Origin of the sequence: Parerythrobacter lacustris (assembly GCF_024626475.1) — a bacterium.
GTDB classification, from domain to species: Bacteria; Pseudomonadota; Alphaproteobacteria; order Sphingomonadales; family Sphingomonadaceae; genus Parerythrobacter_A; species Parerythrobacter_A lacustris.
On record NZ_JANKHH010000004.1, the window covers coordinates 283,765 to 300,072 of the forward strand.

Here is a 16,308-nt window from a genome sequence, read left to right on the forward strand (position 1 = left end):
TCGGCTTACTGCGGCGCGATCGTCCCGTCATAGATGTTGCCCGCGGGACGATAGCGACAGACGAGGAACTCGTCGCGCGCATTGCTCGCCACCGCGCAGCCGACTTCCTCGGTCGATGGCCAGACGATCTGCGTGTAATGCCCGACATCGACCCAGTTTCCGGTGGTCGAGACATCGGGGAACCTGCCCGGCTTGAACCAGCGCTTTTCCTCGACGAAGCGCCCGATCATGTCGCTTGCGGTGAAGGAACGATCAGTGCCCTGCCACAGGTTCTCTCCGGCACCCCGCCGCGCTATCGCTGGCGCATGCTCAAGCCGACCTTGCCGTGCGAGCGTCTTGGCATAGGCACGGGCATCGTTTGCCAGTTCTTCGTTCCAGCGCAGCGGCTTTGCACCGAAATCGCTGCGGGCTTCGTTGTGGGTGCGCAGCAATTCGGCATCGAACGGGTGCAGCCCGGCTTCAGCCACGGCATTGCCGCCCAGCAAGGCACATATCGCCGCAGCCAGCACAATGGTTTTGAGCACCCATCCCATGCGATGCGGTTTGGGCTTGTCGCGGTTAACGCGGACTGAAACAATAGGATTACCATGGCCCGCGCGCTCTATATCCATTGGCCCTTCTGCCTGAAGAAATGCCCCTATTGCGATTTCAACAGCCACGTCCGCGATGGGATCGATCATGGACTGTGGGAGCGGTCGCTGCTCGCCGACATGCAGCACGAGCATGCGCTCGCCGACAGTGGCCCGCTGACCTCGATCTTCTTCGGCGGGGGTACGCCTTCGCTAATGCCGCCTGCTCTGGTCGGATCGCTGCTGAAAGAAGCCGAACGACTGTGGGGTTTCGATGCGGCAATCGAAATCACGCTGGAAGCCAATCCGTCATCGGTCGAAGCCGGCAAATTCGCCGCATTGTCTGCGGCCGGCGTAAACCGTGTCTCGCTGGGCCTCCAATCGCTCGACGACGAAGCGCTCGGCTTCCTTGGCCGTTTGCATTCAGTCGATGAGAGCCTTGCCGCACTGGATGTTGCACAGTCGTGTTTTCAGCGGGTGAGTTGCGACCTGATCTACGCGCGCCCCGGGCAGAGTGCGGATCAGTGGGAGGCCGAACTCGAACGCGCGATCGGCTTCGGGACCAGCCATCTGTCGCTCTACCAACTGACCATCGAGCCAGGCACGCGCTTCGCCACCGATGTGCGGCGCGGGGTGTTCGAGCCGTTGGCGGATGATCCTGCGGCCGATCTCTTTGCGTTGACGCAGGACATTACGGCGGCTGCCGGCCTGCCCGCTTGCGAAGTGAGCAACCACGCGGCTCCGGGCGAAGAGAGCCGCCACAACCTGACCTATTGGCGATACGAGGACTACATCGGGATCGGTCCGGGGGCGCACGGCCGACGCGGCGGCTTCGCCACGCAACGGCACAAGAAGCCCGAGAACTGGCTGCACGCCATTGCGGAGCAGGGTAACGGCTTGAGTGAAGAGCGGCCGCTGAACGCGAGCGAGGCAGCCTCCGAAGCGCTGATGATGGGCTTGCGGCTGCGCGAAGGGGTGGACCTCGACGCGCTTTCGCGGCGGTTTGGCCTGTCCGTCGATACGATGATCGATCGCGAGCGCACTGAATTCTACCGCAGCCTTGGTTTCCTGTGGAGCGCCGACGAGCGGCTTGGCGTTGCACGGCAAGGCATGGGTGTGCTCGACGCGCTGCTCGGTGAGGTCGTCTCGGGCGAACTCGTAGCATCGTGACGAAAGCCGACTTCCTCGAAGCCTGGGGCAAGCATCTGACCAACCAGCGCCGCCGATCGCCGCATACGGTGCGCGCGTATAGATCGGCCGCTGCGCGATTGCTCGACATCGGGGACTGGTCGAGCTGGGAGCGGATTGCGAGGTTGCAGGCCACGGACCTGCGTCGATACCTTGCTCAGCGGCGCAGCGACGGCCTCGGCAACGCGTCGGTTGCTCGCGAGCTCTCGGCGGTCAAGGCGTTCATCGCTTTTGCAGCTTCGCAAGCGGGATTGTCCGACGCCAAGCCGCCACGCCTGCGCGGCCCACGCTTGAAGAAGGGACTGCCCCGGCCGATCACTCCCGATGAAGCACGAAACGTCGCCGAGATGGTCGCGGAAAATGCGGAAACCGACTGGATAGGCGCGCGCGATCGGGCGGTTCTCCTGCTGCTCTACGGGGCCGGACTCCGCATCGCCGAGGCTCTGTCGCTGACGGGTCGCGAAGCTAGCCTAGGGGCGACACTTTCGGTCACCGGCAAAGGCGGGAAGCAGCGCGTTGTGCCGATCCTGCCAATCGTTCGCGAGGGCGTGGCAGAATATGTTGCGCAATGCCCCTTTTCGATTGCGCCCAATGGTCCGCTCTTCCTCGGGGCAAAAGGCGGCCCACTCAATCAGGGGATGGTTCAAAAGACTATGTCGCAGGCTCGCAAGGCACTCGGGCTGCCAACCACGGCGACACCCCACGCCTTGCGGCACAGTTTCGCGACCCACTTGCTCGGGGCGGGTGCCGACCTCCGGAGCTTGCAGGAACTGCTCGGCCATGCCAGCCTCGGCTCGACGCAGATATACACCAAGGTGGACGCGGCGACCCTGCTCGACACCTACCGCAACGCACATCCGCGCGAACGCAATCAAGGTGACGAGAGCTAGTCGGGTATTGCCCAAACCACAGGTTGCAGCGTGTAGGCCGTGCCAGCGGGCCGTTCGATGCCTTCGGCGAATTCATAGCGGCCCCTGCGCAGCATTTGCGAACAAGCTTCATTGTCCAGGAAAGCGAACCCGGAGGTTTCCAGTGGGCGGCAGGACACGACATTCCCGTTCGCTCCGACGCCCACGATAATCATGACCCGCCCTTCCCACTCACTACGCAGGGCGCGCGCGGGATAGTCATAACGAACAATGAACTCGCCCTTGCTTTCGCCAAGCACTGAGGTCTCGAAGTCGCGCTTTGGTGGGTAGGCAGGCGGGCGGTACGAAGTGCTTTCGCGAATTGTGACATAGACTTCGCGCATAGGTACCGGGTCGAGAGAGCGGGTCACGAACCGGCAGTAATAGGGTTGCTCATCGCCATATGGGGCTTCCTTACGGCATTTGGCCTGTGTCTCTGCATCTGCGGAAAGGAACGCTGCGCATACCGCTTCGAAGCTATCGTCGGTCAGAAAGGGTTCACCGACAATTGCAAAAGTCTCGCAATCGACGGGCGCGTCGATACCTCGTGATGTGCTCGTCACTACTAAAATCTCGACGCCATCCTGCGCGTCCGTGAACATCACCGGTTGCACAATTTCCGTCTCGACGAGCTCAGAAGCGCCGAACTCGACCGTGAGCCGCCCTTGCCAACCCGCCATGTCGTATCCTGCCGGTATGCTGACCGATCCGGAATTTCGGAGTTGCGCACAGGCGAAGGAAACCAACTCATTCGAAGTTGCGGAACCGCCAACCCGACAGCTCTTGATCACTCCGTCACTGCCGACAGCGAGTTCGACGCTGTGACGCTGGTCGTCGTCGAAGTTGCTGCCAAACTTCGCGAAAGCCGCATCGTCGGGGTCGAAATCGAGGCGCGCAGCGCCATGCAGGTCGATCCAGGGTTTGGACCACCAGTCGGGGGTCTGCGTGATTCCAACCTGCGGTTGCGCATTTGCGCCCGTGACTTGCGTTGCAAGGCAGATCATCAGGCACGCGGCGGCGAATGCGTTTACTGGCCTCATTCAGGTTTCCTCTCGATCGCGTCCCAGATCAAGGCTGGTGTGTCGGTCCCGTTAAACCGATCGATCGCGACGATACCCGTGGGCGATGTCACATTGATCTCGGTCAGGTACTTGCCGCCGATCACGTCGATACCGACGAACACCAGACCACGCCGCTTAAGCTCCGGCCCCATCGCGGCGCAAATCTCTTCCTCGCGAGCGGTCAGAGTGGTTGCCTCCGCATGGCCGCCCTGGGCAAGGTTGGAACGGAACTCGCCCTCGCCCGGAAAACGGTTGATGGCGCCGGCGAATTCGCCATCAATCAGAACGATCCGTTTGTCGCCCTCAGCCACTTCGGGGAGGAAAGGCTGGACCATATGCGGCTCGGGCCACGTCTGGTTGAACACCTCGGACAACGCCGAGAGGTTGGTCCCATCGGCCTCGATGCGGAAGATTGCCTTGCCGCCATTGCCATGCAGCGGCTTCACCACCACCGCACCGTGCTTGCGCTGGAAGGCGCGGATATCCTCCAACTGGCGCGCGACGAGCGTCGGCGGCATGAACTGCGCATAATCGAGCACGAACATTTTTTCCGGCGCGTTGATCACCTCGCGCGGGTCGTTGACCACCAGCGTCTCGCCCTTGAGCCGGTCGAGCAGCATCGCGGCGCTGATATAGCCGAGGTGGAACGGCGGATCCTGCCGCATCAGGACGACATCGATATCCTTGGCAAGGTCGATCTTCGATGCCTCGCCCTGCCATTCGAAATGCGCTCCGGCGACGCGCTGGACTGTCAAAAGCCGCGCCCAGGCGGTGATCCTGCCATCCTCGTAAGCGAGGGTGGAGACATCGTAATGCCACACACGGTGCCCCCTAGCCTGCGCGGAAAGCATCAGCGCGAAGCTCGAATCCCCGTCGATGTTAACCGTCTCGATCGGGTCCATCTGGACAGCTACGCGAAGGGTCATTGCAGTTCCTGTGGCTGGCTTAGGGCTGATAGGCGTTGGCGATGTGGCGCGGGAAACTGCCCGGCGCAAGCAGCATGACGTCGATCCGCAAGTCCTCTCCCTCCAGCGCATACTTGTGAGCGACCGCCTCGGCCGCTGCGGCAACCCGCTGCAGGCGATACTCGTCGATCGCGTAGTCCAGTTCCTCGCGCTTCTTGCGCCATTTGACTTCGACAAAGGCGATGAGAGAACCGCGCTTGGCGACAAGATCGATCTCGCCCGCAGGAGTCTTGACCCGGCTGTCGAGTATCGTCCATCCTTTGAGCCTCAGCCAGGCTGCAGCGCGCTTCTCCCCGTCACGACCGCTGCGCTCGGCGAGCTGCCGCTTCATTTGCCACGCAGTTCCATCGCACGGGCATAGAGCGCCTTGCGGTCGAGCCCGGTCAGACGAGCGACTTCTGCGACCGCCTGCGATGTCTTTTGCGTTGCGAGCGCGGCCACCAACAATGCCTCGGCGTCTGCTGCCGGAACCTTGGCCTCCAACGGAGGCCCTACAAGAAGCACGATCTCGCCCTTCGGCGGATGCGCCTCGTAATGCGCGACCAGCTCGAAAGGATCGCCTCTGCGGCATTCCTCGTGAATCTTGGTCAGTTCGCGTGCAACAGCGACGGTCCGGCCCGGCAAGGTCGTCGCGATGGCGGCGAGCGATTTGGTCAGGCGCGGACCCGTGTCATAGAACACCAGTGTCGCTGGAACGGGACCCAATTCGGCGAGCACATCGCAGCGCGCCTTGTCCTTGGTCGGCAGGAAACCGGCGAACAGGAACCGATCGTTGGGCAGTCCCGACACCGTTAGGCCGGCGATCGCTGCGCACGGACCGGGGACGGCTACTACTGCGATCCCTGCATTGTGGGCTTCCACCACGAGGCGGTAGCCCGGATCGCTGACCAGAGGCGTCCCGGCATCGCTTATCAGAGCAACGGCACCGTTCCGCATGGCGGCGACCAGTTCTTCGCGGGCTCGGCCGGCGCTATGGTCGTCGTAGCGCCGAAGCGGCTTCGATGCGCCGATGTGTTTCAGCAGCTTGCCAGCGACACGCGTATCCTCGCATGCCACCAGGTCGCAGCGCTTCAACACATCGACAGCCCGGAACGTGATGTCGCCAAGATTGCCAATTGGCGTCGCCACGATATAGAGGCCGGGTTCCAGAGATTGGTCTTCGGTGTCGCGGTTCACAGCGGATGCCTATGGACCGGAATGCGAGGGGTCGGCAAGAAATGATGCGGTTTATGAAGGATCGACGCGGCTTTGCAGTGATTGCTGCAACGCTGTTTTTGGCGGGCTGCAAGATCATACCGTCGACTCCGACAGAACCTGTGTCCGGCCCGACCCCCGAACCGACAACTGCGCCGAGCGAAAATGCCTTGCCGAGCGGTGACGATACGCGGCACCGGATCGCTCTGCTTGTCCCGATGAGCGGCGAGAATGGCCCTGTCGGCAACGCCATTGCCAATGCTGCGACCATGGCAATTCTTGACACCAGTGCCACGAACCTTCGCATTACCACTTACGATACCGCTTCCGGTGCTCGCGAGGCGGCGCGCAAGGCGGTGGCCGACGGCAACAAGCTGATCCTTGGTCCGCTGGTGGCCGAGAACGTGCCGCAAGTGCTGGCCGAAGCCCGTCCTGCCGATGTCGCCGTGATTACCTTTTCGAACGATGCGAGCCTCTCGGGAGCGGACGTTTTCGTGATGGGACAGATTCCGGCCCAATCGGTCGAGCGTACGGTGGACTATGCGCGCCTCAATGGATCGAGCAATTTCGCAGCGATCGTGCCCGATGGCGAATATGGCAAACAGGTCGAAGCCGCCTTCTCGACGGCCGTAGTCAACGCTGGTGGCAAGATGGTCGCGACCGAGCGCTACGACCGCGGCAACACCTCCATCGTCAGCGCGTCGCAGCGTCTGCGTCAGCGTGGCGGTTTCGACACCGTGCTGATCGCCGACGGTTCGCGCCTCACCGCCATGGCGGCGAACGAGCTGAAACCGGGCGGCAGGGGTTCGGCGTTGTTGCTGGGCACCGAGTTGCTCAGCGGTGAAGCCGGCGTCACCCGGACTCCGTCGATGCGCGGAATGCTGTTCTCGGCCATCTCCGACACCCGTTTCAGGCGCTTCTCGGACAGCTACAAGGAACGTTTCGGCGAGCAACCGTTCAGGATTGCCACGCTTGGCTACGACGGCATCCTGCTGACCCTGCGGGTGGCGCGCAACTGGACGGTCGGGCGCGATTTCCCCGTCAACCAACTGCGCGAGGACGGCGGCTTTCTCGGCCTCGACGGGCCGTTCCGGTTCAAGCGGAACGGGGTGATCGAGCGGGCGATGGAAGTGCGCGAGATTCGCGACGGGCAGGTGGTCATCGTATCCCCTGCCCCGACTACATTCGGCGACTGACGATAACGCCAACGCCGCGCTTGTAGGCCCGCAAATGCGAAGCCTATAGCCCTGTCATGTCCGATGACCTGTTTGATGGAACGCCCGCGTCGAGCGGCGACTACGATTCCTCCGCGATCGAGGTGCTGGAGGGGCTCGAGCCCGTGCGGCGCCGCCCCGGCATGTATATCGGCGGAACCGATGACCGCGCGCTGCATCACCTCGCGGCCGAAGTGCTCGACAACGCGATGGACGAGGCCGTCGCTGGGCACGCGACGCGGATCGAGGTCAGTCTGGAAGAAGGCAACCGCCTTTCGATCACCGACAACGGGCGCGGCATCCCGGTCGACGAGCACCCCAAGTTTCCGGGCAAGTCGACGCTGGAGGTGATCCTGTCGACGCTCCATTCGGGCGGCAAGTTCTCGGGCAAGGCCTACGCAACTTCCGGCGGCTTGCACGGCGTCGGAGTCAGCGTCGTCAACGCGCTGTCCTCGCACACGAGGGTCGAGGTCGCGCGCGACCGCCAGCTCTACTCGCAGGAGTTTGCAAGAGGGCAAACCCTCGGCCCGATCCAGCAGCTCGGCCCGACGCCCAACCGGCGCGGCACGACCGTCAGCTTCACGCCCGACAGCGAAATTTTCGGCGACCGCCAGTTCACCCCCAAGCGGCTGTTCAAGCTCGCGCGGTCCAAAGCCTATCTCTTTGCCGGGGTGGAAATCCGCTGGAAATGCGCCCCCACTCTCGCATCGGACGATGCGCCGGCCGAAGCGGTGTTCAAGTTCCCCGGCGGACTCGCAGACCATTTGGCGGAGCAGGTCGGCAACCGCGAATGCGTCACCGCGCAGCCCTTCACCGGGCGGCAGGATTTTCCTGACGAGCAGGGGCGGGTTGAATGGGCGGTGGCATGGCCGCTGTGGTCGGACGGGTCGACCAGCTGGTATTGCAATACGGTGCCCACCCCCGATGGCGGAACGCACGAACAAGGCATGCGTGCCACCCTCACCAAGGGACTGCGTGCATTCGGTGAATTGACCGGAGCCAAGAAGGCCAAGGACATCTCCGCCGACGACGTGATGACCGGGTGCGAAGTGATGCTCAGCGTCTTTATCCGCGATCCGCAGTTCCAGAGCCAGACCAAGGACCGGCTGACCTCGCCCGAAGCAGCACGGCTGGTCGAGAACGCGGTGCGCGACCATTTCGACCATTTCCTGACCGACAACATGGAGCGCGGCAAGGCGCTGCTCGGCCAGGTGATGGAGCGGATGGACGAGCGCTTGCGCCGCAAGCAGGAGCGCGAGATCAAGCGCAAGACCGCGACCAACGCCAAGAAGCTGCGCCTGCCCGGCAAGCTGACCGATTGCAGCGGCGACGGCCAGGGCGAGACCGAGCTGTTTATCGTCGAAGGCGATTCCGCAGGTGGCAGCGCCAAGCAGGCGCGCAACCGCAAGACGCAGGCGATCCTGCCGATCCGCGGCAAGATCCTCAACGTCGCCAGCGCCAGCGCCGACAAGATCCGCGCCAACCAGGAAATCGCCGACCTCGCGCTCGCGCTGGGTTGCGGCACGCGAAAGGATTGCGACGCGGAGAACCTGCGCTACGACCGGGTAATCATCATGACCGACGCCGATGTCGACGGCGCGCATATCGCCACCCTGCTGATGACCTTCTTCTTCCAGGAGATGAGCGACATCGTGCGCAAGGGGCACCTGTTCCTCGCCCAGCCCCCGCTCTATCGCCTGACTGCCGGCAAGGAGAGCCGCTACGCCCGCGACGATGCGCATCGCGCCGAGCTGGAAGCGACGGTGTTCAAGGGCAAGAAGGTTGAAGTAGGACGCTTCAAGGGCCTTGGCGAAATGAATCCTTCGCAATTGCGTGAGACAACAATGGACCCCGGGACGCGCAGCCTCGTCCGCATCACCCTCCCCCCCGAGTTCGAGCAGCGCGCGGCGGTGACCCGGCTGGTCGACGAACTGATGGGCCGGAACCCGGAGCACCGGTTCAACTTCATCCAGAACCGCGCGGGCGAGGTCGACCGCGACCTGATCGATGCCTGAGCGGCAGGAGGACGACGACGGCGAAGTGTGGGGCGGCGACCGGCGGCTTTCGCGGCCCGATACGTCGCTCCCTGACTGGGAAATGCCCGACGGTGCCTATCGTCCGGTGCCAATCGTCTGGTTCTCGGGTGCATTGTTCTTGCAAATCCTCGTGCAGCCGCTGATCGCCCTGATCGTGATCGGCATTCTGGGTCTTCCGGGGCGGACGAACCTCGCCATCGCTTTCTTCGCCACCGGGATGATCGCGCAGATGACCTGGAACCGCGGCATGGCGCAGGCGCCGGCGGTGTGGCAGGTACTTACCGGGGCAATGCTGGCAGGATCCCTTGCGCTGATCGCGCTGGCGCACATCCCCGAACTTTGACTGCGGCTTGCATTCGACCGCCTGTGCTGCATGCTGGCCCCAAGGGAGTCCGTCCATGCTTCGCCACATGATTGCAATTTTCCTCGTCATCGCCCTTCCTCCTGCGGCTGCATTCGCACAGGAGACCGCTGCAACTGCCGATGCCGCCTTGGATAGCCGCGCAGCCGATGTCGTCGCCGCGATCAATGGCGAGAAGGACCCCGAAGAGATTTTTGGGCCGGCCTTTCTTGCCGCAGTTCCACCAGCGCAGTTCGAAGCTTTTACCCGGCAGATAACCGGTCAGTTCGGGGCTGCAAAGGCGGTCCAGCTGGTCGACCCTACCGGGCAGAACAGCGCGCAGATAGCAATCCGGTTCGAGAGGGCGATCGCAGGCGGTACCATCACCCTGGACCCAGCCTCCCCGCACCTCATCGTCGGGTTGCTCCTGTCGAAGTTCGATCCAGTCGATGACAGCGCTGACAAGATCGAGGCCGACCTCATGGCTCTGCCCGGCGAGGTTACCGCCTACTTCGGCCCGCTCGATGGCAGCTCGCCGATGCTGTCGATCGGATCCGACCGGAGACTCGCCCTCGGCTCGACTTTCAAGCTCTTCGCTCTTTCGGCTCTGGCCCATTCTGTCGAGCGAGGCGAAATACGCTGGAGCGATGTCCACTCGCTCGAACGCCGGTCCTTCCCCAGCGGCCAGATGCAGAACTGGCCGCAGGGAGCGCCGGTTACGCTCCACACACTGGCATCGATGATGATCTCGATCAGCGACAACACCGCGACCGACCAGCTGATGGCGTTGCTCCCCGAGAGCGCGATAGGGGCCGAGCTCGCGCGTTCCGGGGCAGACAACGATCCGCGCAACACGCCGTGGCTCGACACATTGAGCCTGTTCGCCCTGAAAGGTAACGGAGATCTTGCCTCCGCATTCGAGGCTGGCAGCGAAGCGGAACAGCACGCACTCGTCGCACGGATCCGGGCTCAATCGGGCGGCGATCCGGAAAAGGTCGAGCCGCCCAGGTTCACCTCGCCGACTGCGATCGATACGATCGAGTGGTTCGCCAGCCCTGCCGAACTGCGACGACTGCTCGCACGTCTCGCGGAGCTCTCCGATCCCACTGCTCGCGAGATCATGTCGATCAATCCCTCGCTGCCCGCAGCCGAGCAAGGCAACTGGAACTACATCGGCTTCAAGGGCGGATCGGAGCCTGGGGTCATCAACTTGACCTGGCTGTTGCAAGATTTTGACGGACGTTGGTACATACTTACCATGGGTTGGAATGATCCCGCTTCGCCGGTGGACGAGACCGCGTTCGAACTGTTGGCCCAACGGGTGATCGCGCTGTCTCGCTAGGCACGTTCGTGGTGCGCAATTCCGCCACGCGGCAATTCTCACGACCGCATTTCCATCTTTGCAATAGAAGGGCATAACGCGCTCATCTCTGGCACAGGGGTGACCATGCGCGAACACGTACTCAGGCGACAGGTAGTTGAGGAAATGCACCTGCGGCGCTGGCCGCACCTGCCGCCCGAAGGCGAGATCGTTCAGATCGCGTGGGTTGTCGCCCCTGAAGAGCGCGAGAAGGAACTGCGGCTGCTCAAAACGGGTCTCGCTGACGGTGCTGCGCCACCGAGCCCGAAGGACCGCCACTATTCCGGTCAACTCTACAACGGTACGGCGTTTGCCTGGGAGCGTCATACAGAGGGCACGAGCGTCACGGTCTTTTTCACTGGCGCACACAGCGACAAGGAGTTTGCCAAAGTCCGCGAATGGATGGAGCGGTTCCCCGGTCAGGTCGTGCGCGCAACGCATATCAACATCGTGCCAGATGAAGCGGCGGCAGAGGCGATGCTCGAACGCATGCCGTTCCGGAGCGGAGAAATGGTTTCGTCCCGGCTAGCAGGCGGAAACCGGTTCTGGTCGGACTTCCGGATCCACGAAGGCAATTACGGCCGGGTCTTGATCGCTGCGAACGGCTGCGATCCGGTCGCGCTATCGCGATCGGTCCAGCAGCTGCAAGAGCTGGGCAACTACCGCAACATGGCGTTGTTGGCCTTGCCCGAAGTGCGCGAGCAATGGGTCGAACTGGACGTGGTCGAGCAGCGACTCAGGCAATTCGCGGCCGAGGTTTCCGATCCGAATTCGCGCGACGATATGCTGCTGGAGCAGGTTTCGGGTCTCTCGCTGGAATTGACCAACCTGTCGAACCGGATCGGTTACCGCCTCGATGCGACCAAGGCCTATGCCGAACTGGTCAGCGAAAGGCTCGAAGACCTCCAGCCGGAGCCCATCAGCGGGTTTCATTCGCTGAAGGACTTTGCCCGGCGTCGGTTTCTGCCAGCGGTGCGCACCTGCGCCGCCTACCGCGAGCGGCTCGACAAGCTGACCGCGCGGAGCGCCGACCTGACCGCCCTGCTTCGGGCACGGGTTGAGACACGGATCGAAAACCAGAACGCGAAGCTGCTCGAATCAATGGAACGCAGGGCAGCACAGCAATTGCGCTTGCAACAACTGGTCGAAGGACTGTCGATAGTGGCAATCTCCTACTACGGCGTCAATCTGCTGGCATATGTGCTGAAGGGCGCAGCGCATGCTGTGCCGTTGGGCGACGTCGATCTCGTCCTGGCTCTCTCGGTGCCGGTCACCATGGCGTTGATCTGGCTGTTCATGCGGTTGGCCAAACGCAGGCTGCTTAACGATCCCGATCCCTGAACAACGCCCCTTGCCCAACTTCGCCGCGGCGGTTAACGCTAACGTAAAGTTGCAAGGGAAAACCCATGGCCGAAAACACTTCCGCACCGTCCCGCTTCGAGGGCACCAGCTCGTACATTGCGACCGAAGACCTGAAGGTCGCGGTCAACGCGGCGGTAACCTTGCGCCGCCCGCTGCTGGTCAAGGGTGAGCCGGGTACGGGCAAAACGGTCCTGGCACATGAAATCGCGAAAGCGATCAACGCCCCGCTGATCGAATGGAACGTCAAATCGACCACCAAGGCGCAGCAAGGCCTCTATGAGTACGATGCCGTCGCTCGTCTGCGTGACGGCCAGCTGGGTGACGAGCGGGTCCACGACATTGCGAATTACATCAAGAAGGGCAAGCTGTGGGAGGCCTTCACCTGCCCCGAACTGCCCGTGCTGCTGATCGACGAGATCGACAAGGCCGACATCGAGTTCCCCAACGACCTGCTGCAGGAACTCGATCGCATGAGCTTCGACGTCTACGAGACCCATGAGACGATTACTGCTGCGGAGCGGCCCGTCGTTGTCATCACGTCGAACAATGAGAAGGAATTGCCCGACGCGTTCCTGCGCCGCTGCTTCTTCCACTACATCAAGTTTCCCGATCGCGAGACGATGCAGGACATCATCGATGTCCATTATCCGGGCATTCAAAAGACGCTGGTCAAAAAGGCGATGGATATATTTTACGAGCTGCGCGAAGTTCCCGGCCTGAAGAAAAAGCCGAGCACCAGCGAGCTGCTCGACTGGCTAAAGCTGCTGCTGAACGAGGATATGCCGCTGGAAGTCCTGCAGGATTCGAACCCCAACAACGCGATCCCGCCTTTGCACGGGGCTCTGCTCAAGAACGAGCAGGATGTGATGCTGTTCGAACGGCTGGCCTTCATGGCGCGCAGAAACCCGAATTGACCAAGCGGCGCCGAAATCAATAGTCGCGTCGCATTTCGACAATATTCGCGAGTATCTTTGAAGTCTGATTGTCCTGCCTGATCACAGGAGGGATTTATGGGTTTTCAATTCTCGCTGCCGAAGAATTTCCGCTCGACCGCGGTACTTCTGTCGGCATCCGCGCTTGCACTTGCAGCCTGTGAACAGGTTGGAACCGGTGACAATCCGGCAAACGCGCTCGTCGAGTTCTGCAGTTCGCCCGCCGCAATGCCGACCGGGTTCGACTATCCGCAGAGCGCGGAAATCCTCGCGGACTGGACCGCCGAGCGCAACGAGGCGAAGGCGCGCGAACACGGCTGGAACCTGTTCGCGGGGCTTCAGCAGGATGCGGGCGGGCAATGGACCTGGCGCAGCTGGTGCACAGCGCGCCAGGCGTTCGACGGACAGGTTGCTGCGGCCGATCCGGCAGCAGGTTCCGAACCTGCGAAACTGGCAGCGACAGCGTCGGTCCACGGCAATCTGCCGATGCGGGCGTTCAAGCTCGACAATGGCCCGACCACCGGAGACGAGCCGATCAACTTCGATCCGGCGCCGCAATACGCCATTCCGCAGCCGGTGCTCGACTGGCTGGCGGAAGAAGGCAAGACCGAGGCCTGCGTCATTCCGGCATCGGGCAACAATTCGGCCTCGCTCGCGCATGGACCGCAGTTCCAGAACAATGGTGATGTGATGGTCGCCGGGGTGATCTACAATCAGGATGCCTACGACTGGATCCGCAAGGAACAGCTCTACCAGCCTGCCACCCTCGAATCGCTGCTTCCAGCGAGCGACAAGACGGCACAGATTGCCGCGTTGCCTTCCGGCTCGATCGTGCTGAAACCGATGATGTGGCCTGTGCCGAAGGACGGCGTCAGCGCGCTTCCGTTGTGGGACGATTACTACAAGCCCGACGGCGGGCAGTATGCGGGCTTCGAGATCCAGCGCCAATGGAACCGAGCGGTCGCGGTCTCGCTTGGCGAGGCCGAAGTTCCGGAGCGCCTGACCTTCCTCGAGAAGGCTGGCGTGACCCTTGGTGGTGCGCGGCTTGGCCCGAATGTCTACGACGAGTTCGAGACGGTAGGCATCGACCAGTTCTATCATTTCGAACCCGATGTCGGCAGCATGGATGCTTGCGATCGCGCGATCCTCGACCAGTCGGCCTACTACGCTTACGGACGGACTTTCCAGCAGGGGGATGCTCTGGCGCTGGTGGCGATGCACATCATGACCAAGGAACAGCCGAGCTGGACGTTCCAGAGCGTGTGGTGGAGCGACAGGCCCGACGAGGGTATGCATGCCGCCAACCGCCCCGACCTGCCCGATGCAAAAGGCCCTTGGCGGCATTACCTGATGACCTCGACCTACGGCTGGCCCGAGGAGAAGGGCGGCTCGACATGGCCGATTGCCTACAATCCCTATATCGAGCTCGCCGCAGCGCATCCGGTGGCGACCAATTGCCAGAACTGCCACGCGCGCGCCGCTTGGCCCAACGCCAACAACCAGGGCTATCTTGCTCCGGACGGGCCCGGCGCGCTCGACGTGTTTTCCTACGACGGCAACGCGATATTCAACGGCCTGATCGGGGTCGATTCGCTGTGGTCGTTGTCGGACAGAGTGCCGGTGCCCAAGGATAAGCCGACAGCGGCGCCTTCTCCGGCACCATGAAGCCGATGCCGATGCGTCCTAGAGCGAGTACGCCACCTCGAAATCGCCCCAGCGGCGGCCGTTGATGATCAGCGGGATGTAGACGTTGCGCACGACCACATGGTTTTTGCCGTCGCCTTCCTGGCGATAGACCGCCATCATGTAGGGTGCATTGCTGCGCTTGGCCTTCTGGTCGATCGCATCGAACAGGATGCGGCCGTTGCGGCAATACATGGTGTCGTGCTGGATGTCGCCGGTGGGTTGGCGCGACCGATCGGAGATATGGGTCGGCAGGAAGCCGTTCATGTCGGCCTGCGAGCACATGCGGATCGCGCCGCCATCGGCAACCACCCGGTCGAGTACAGGCCGCCAATTGGCATCGGTCCAGTCGCTTGCCCGGGTTCGGAAGCGCGGCGGGTTCGAACCGGGCACCTGACGGTAATCCTGATCGAACAATGCGTCGGTCGATAGCTCGCCTTTGGCGACTGCCTCTTCCGCGATCCGGGCGATCTCGGCAGCGTAGCTGGTCGCCTTCTCCACCATCATGCTGTCGTTGGGGGAAAGCCCGGCCTTTACGATCCCGTCGAACATCTCGCTCGCGGTCAGTTCCAGCGCCTCCATGTTCGTATGCGCCGCCAGAAGCTTGGCTTCATTGTCGAGCGCCGCTTTGTCGAAGCTTTCGAGGACGTCCTGCACCCGGTGCACGTGGTCGCTGATCGTGCTGGTCGAGCGGGCGATCTGATCGTTCTGCCGGTCGACTTCCTCGACCAGTTCGGCCACCCCGCCGATCGTAGCCTCGATCTGGGCGACCGAACTCTTCGCATTCTTGGAGGCTTCGGCACCGTTCTCGATCTGAACGATGACGGTGTTCGCCTCCTCGTCCAGTGTGTCGATAGTGCGGGCAATCTCCTCGGTCGCACGGCGGGTTTCTCCGGCGAGGATCTTTACCTCGTTGGCAACTACCGCGAACGTCCGCCCTGCATCACCCGCGCGCATCGCTTCGATCGTGGCGTTGAGCGCGAGGATATTGGTGGTCTCGGCGATCTGCTCGATATCCTGCGAGCTTTTGCGCACTTGCTCCATCGCGGCGGCGAAACCGGTCACGTGCTGGGTGAGCGTTTCGACCAGCTCGAGCAGGTCGGAAATCTGGCCGAGCGAGGACTGGATCAGTTCGGTGCCCTGCCCCAACCGCTCGATCGCGCGCTCGGACAAAAGCCGCGCCTCGTCGCTTGCCTCGGCGACCTTGCGCTGGTCTTCCTCCAGTTCAGCAACGGTACCGCGCAGCGCGGAATGCTCGGTGCGAAGACGCTCGGACGTATCGATCACCGCCTTGACGATACCCGCCGCTTCGGAGCAACCGACGGTGACCTTGCCGCAGCTTTCGGGAATGCGATCGATGGCGTCCTGGTTGCCCGCAGCGATGACTTCATGCTTCATGTGTTGTGTTCCGCCCCGAATTTCTCGCGGACCGGGTTACGTCGGCGTGGTTACCATCGCGTTAAGTCGATCCGGGCTGGCGCGGCGGAAAATGTCGT

General features: G+C 62.6%; 15 protein-coding genes. 9 read left to right on the top strand and 6 right to left on the bottom strand.

Features of this window, described 5'->3' with window-relative positions; translation table 11 throughout:
- Positions 1 to 5 precede the first annotated feature (5 nt).
- On the bottom strand, positions 6 to 524 hold the full coding sequence (locus tag NSO95_RS07900) for a CAP family protein (protein ID WP_257595645.1): 519 nt from the start codon (positions 522 to 524) through the stop codon (positions 6 to 8).
- Positions 525 to 587: 63 nt separating this feature from the next.
- Between NSO95_RS07900 and hemW the strand changes: the two genes are divergently transcribed.
- Positions 588 to 1,739 carry a radical SAM family heme chaperone HemW gene (gene hemW, locus NSO95_RS07905; RefSeq protein WP_257595646.1) on the top strand — a complete coding sequence of 384 codons (1,152 nt, stop codon included), beginning with the start codon at positions 588 to 590 and terminating at the stop codon, positions 1,737 to 1,739.
- Positions 1,736 to 2,647, top strand: coding sequence for a tyrosine recombinase XerC (locus tag NSO95_RS07910; protein WP_257595647.1), 912 nt, complete (start codon positions 1,736 to 1,738; stop codon positions 2,645 to 2,647). Before hemW ends, NSO95_RS07910 begins: the two co-directional genes overlap by 4 nt.
- On the opposite strand, the gene NSO95_RS07915 is transcribed toward NSO95_RS07910, so the two are convergent.
- The 4 genes from NSO95_RS07915 to rsmI are packed head-to-tail and all read right to left on the bottom strand — an operon-like array spanning position 2,644 to position 5,867.
- Complete coding sequence (locus tag NSO95_RS07915) at positions 2,644 to 3,705, bottom strand: energy transducer TonB (RefSeq protein ID WP_257595648.1); 1,062 nt, start codon at positions 3,703 to 3,705, stop codon at positions 2,644 to 2,646. The two genes, NSO95_RS07910 and NSO95_RS07915, sit on opposite strands and share 4 nt — an antisense overlap.
- Positions 3,702 to 4,652 carry a glutathione synthase gene (gene gshB, locus NSO95_RS07920; RefSeq protein ID WP_257595649.1) on the bottom strand — a complete coding sequence of 317 codons (951 nt, stop codon included), beginning with the start codon at positions 4,650 to 4,652 and terminating at the stop codon, positions 3,702 to 3,704. Before gshB ends, NSO95_RS07915 begins: the two co-directional genes overlap by 4 nt.
- Before the next feature lie 19 nt (positions 4,653 to 4,671).
- Positions 4,672 to 5,022 carry a YraN family protein gene (locus NSO95_RS07925; protein ID WP_257595650.1) on the bottom strand — a complete coding sequence of 117 codons (351 nt, stop codon included), beginning with the start codon at positions 5,020 to 5,022 and terminating at the stop codon, positions 4,672 to 4,674.
- Positions 5,019 to 5,867 carry a 16S rRNA (cytidine(1402)-2'-O)-methyltransferase gene (gene rsmI / locus NSO95_RS07930; RefSeq protein ID WP_257595651.1) on the bottom strand — a complete coding sequence of 283 codons (849 nt, stop codon included), beginning with the start codon at positions 5,865 to 5,867 and terminating at the stop codon, positions 5,019 to 5,021. Before rsmI ends, NSO95_RS07925 begins: the two co-directional genes overlap by 4 nt.
- Positions 5,868 to 5,920: 53 nt before the next feature.
- Between rsmI and NSO95_RS07935 the strand changes: the two genes are divergently transcribed.
- From NSO95_RS07935 to NSO95_RS07965, 7 genes are all read left to right on the top strand, one after another.
- Positions 5,921 to 7,081 carry a penicillin-binding protein activator gene (locus tag NSO95_RS07935; protein ID WP_257595652.1) on the top strand — a complete coding sequence of 387 codons (1,161 nt, stop codon included), beginning with the start codon at positions 5,921 to 5,923 and terminating at the stop codon, positions 7,079 to 7,081.
- Between the two features lie 56 nt (positions 7,082 to 7,137).
- Positions 7,138 to 9,114, top strand: coding sequence for a DNA topoisomerase IV subunit B (parE, locus tag NSO95_RS07940; protein WP_257595653.1), 1,977 nt, complete (start codon positions 7,138 to 7,140; stop codon positions 9,112 to 9,114).
- Positions 9,107 to 9,478: a hypothetical protein gene (locus NSO95_RS07945; RefSeq protein ID WP_257595654.1), complete on the top strand. Its 372-nt coding sequence runs from the start codon at positions 9,107 to 9,109 to the stop codon at positions 9,476 to 9,478. Before parE ends, NSO95_RS07945 begins: the two co-directional genes overlap by 8 nt.
- A gap of 67 nt (positions 9,479 to 9,545) precedes the next feature.
- Positions 9,546 to 10,817 (top strand): serine hydrolase, encoded by a 1,272-nt coding sequence (locus tag NSO95_RS07950; RefSeq protein ID WP_257595655.1) that lies wholly within the window; start codon positions 9,546 to 9,548, stop codon positions 10,815 to 10,817.
- Positions 10,818 to 10,922: 105 nt separating this feature from the next.
- Positions 10,923 to 12,176 carry a DUF3422 domain-containing protein gene (locus NSO95_RS07955; protein WP_257595656.1) on the top strand — a complete coding sequence of 418 codons (1,254 nt, stop codon included), beginning with the start codon at positions 10,923 to 10,925 and terminating at the stop codon, positions 12,174 to 12,176.
- Positions 12,177 to 12,241: 65 nt separating this feature from the next.
- Complete coding sequence (locus NSO95_RS07960) at positions 12,242 to 13,111, top strand: AAA family ATPase (protein WP_257595657.1); 870 nt, start codon at positions 12,242 to 12,244, stop codon at positions 13,109 to 13,111.
- Positions 13,112 to 13,207: 96 nt separating this feature from the next.
- The gene (locus NSO95_RS07965) at positions 13,208 to 14,794 is read left to right on the top strand and encodes a hypothetical protein (protein ID WP_257595658.1); all 1,587 of its coding nucleotides are present in this window, start codon (positions 13,208 to 13,210) and stop codon (positions 14,792 to 14,794) included.
- A gap of 18 nt (positions 14,795 to 14,812) precedes the next feature.
- Here NSO95_RS07965 and NSO95_RS07970 read toward each other — a convergent pair whose 3' ends face one another.
- Positions 14,813 to 16,210 carry a methyl-accepting chemotaxis protein gene (locus NSO95_RS07970; RefSeq protein ID WP_257595659.1) on the bottom strand — a complete coding sequence of 466 codons (1,398 nt, stop codon included), beginning with the start codon at positions 16,208 to 16,210 and terminating at the stop codon, positions 14,813 to 14,815.
- Positions 16,211 to 16,308: the final 98 nt, after the last annotated feature.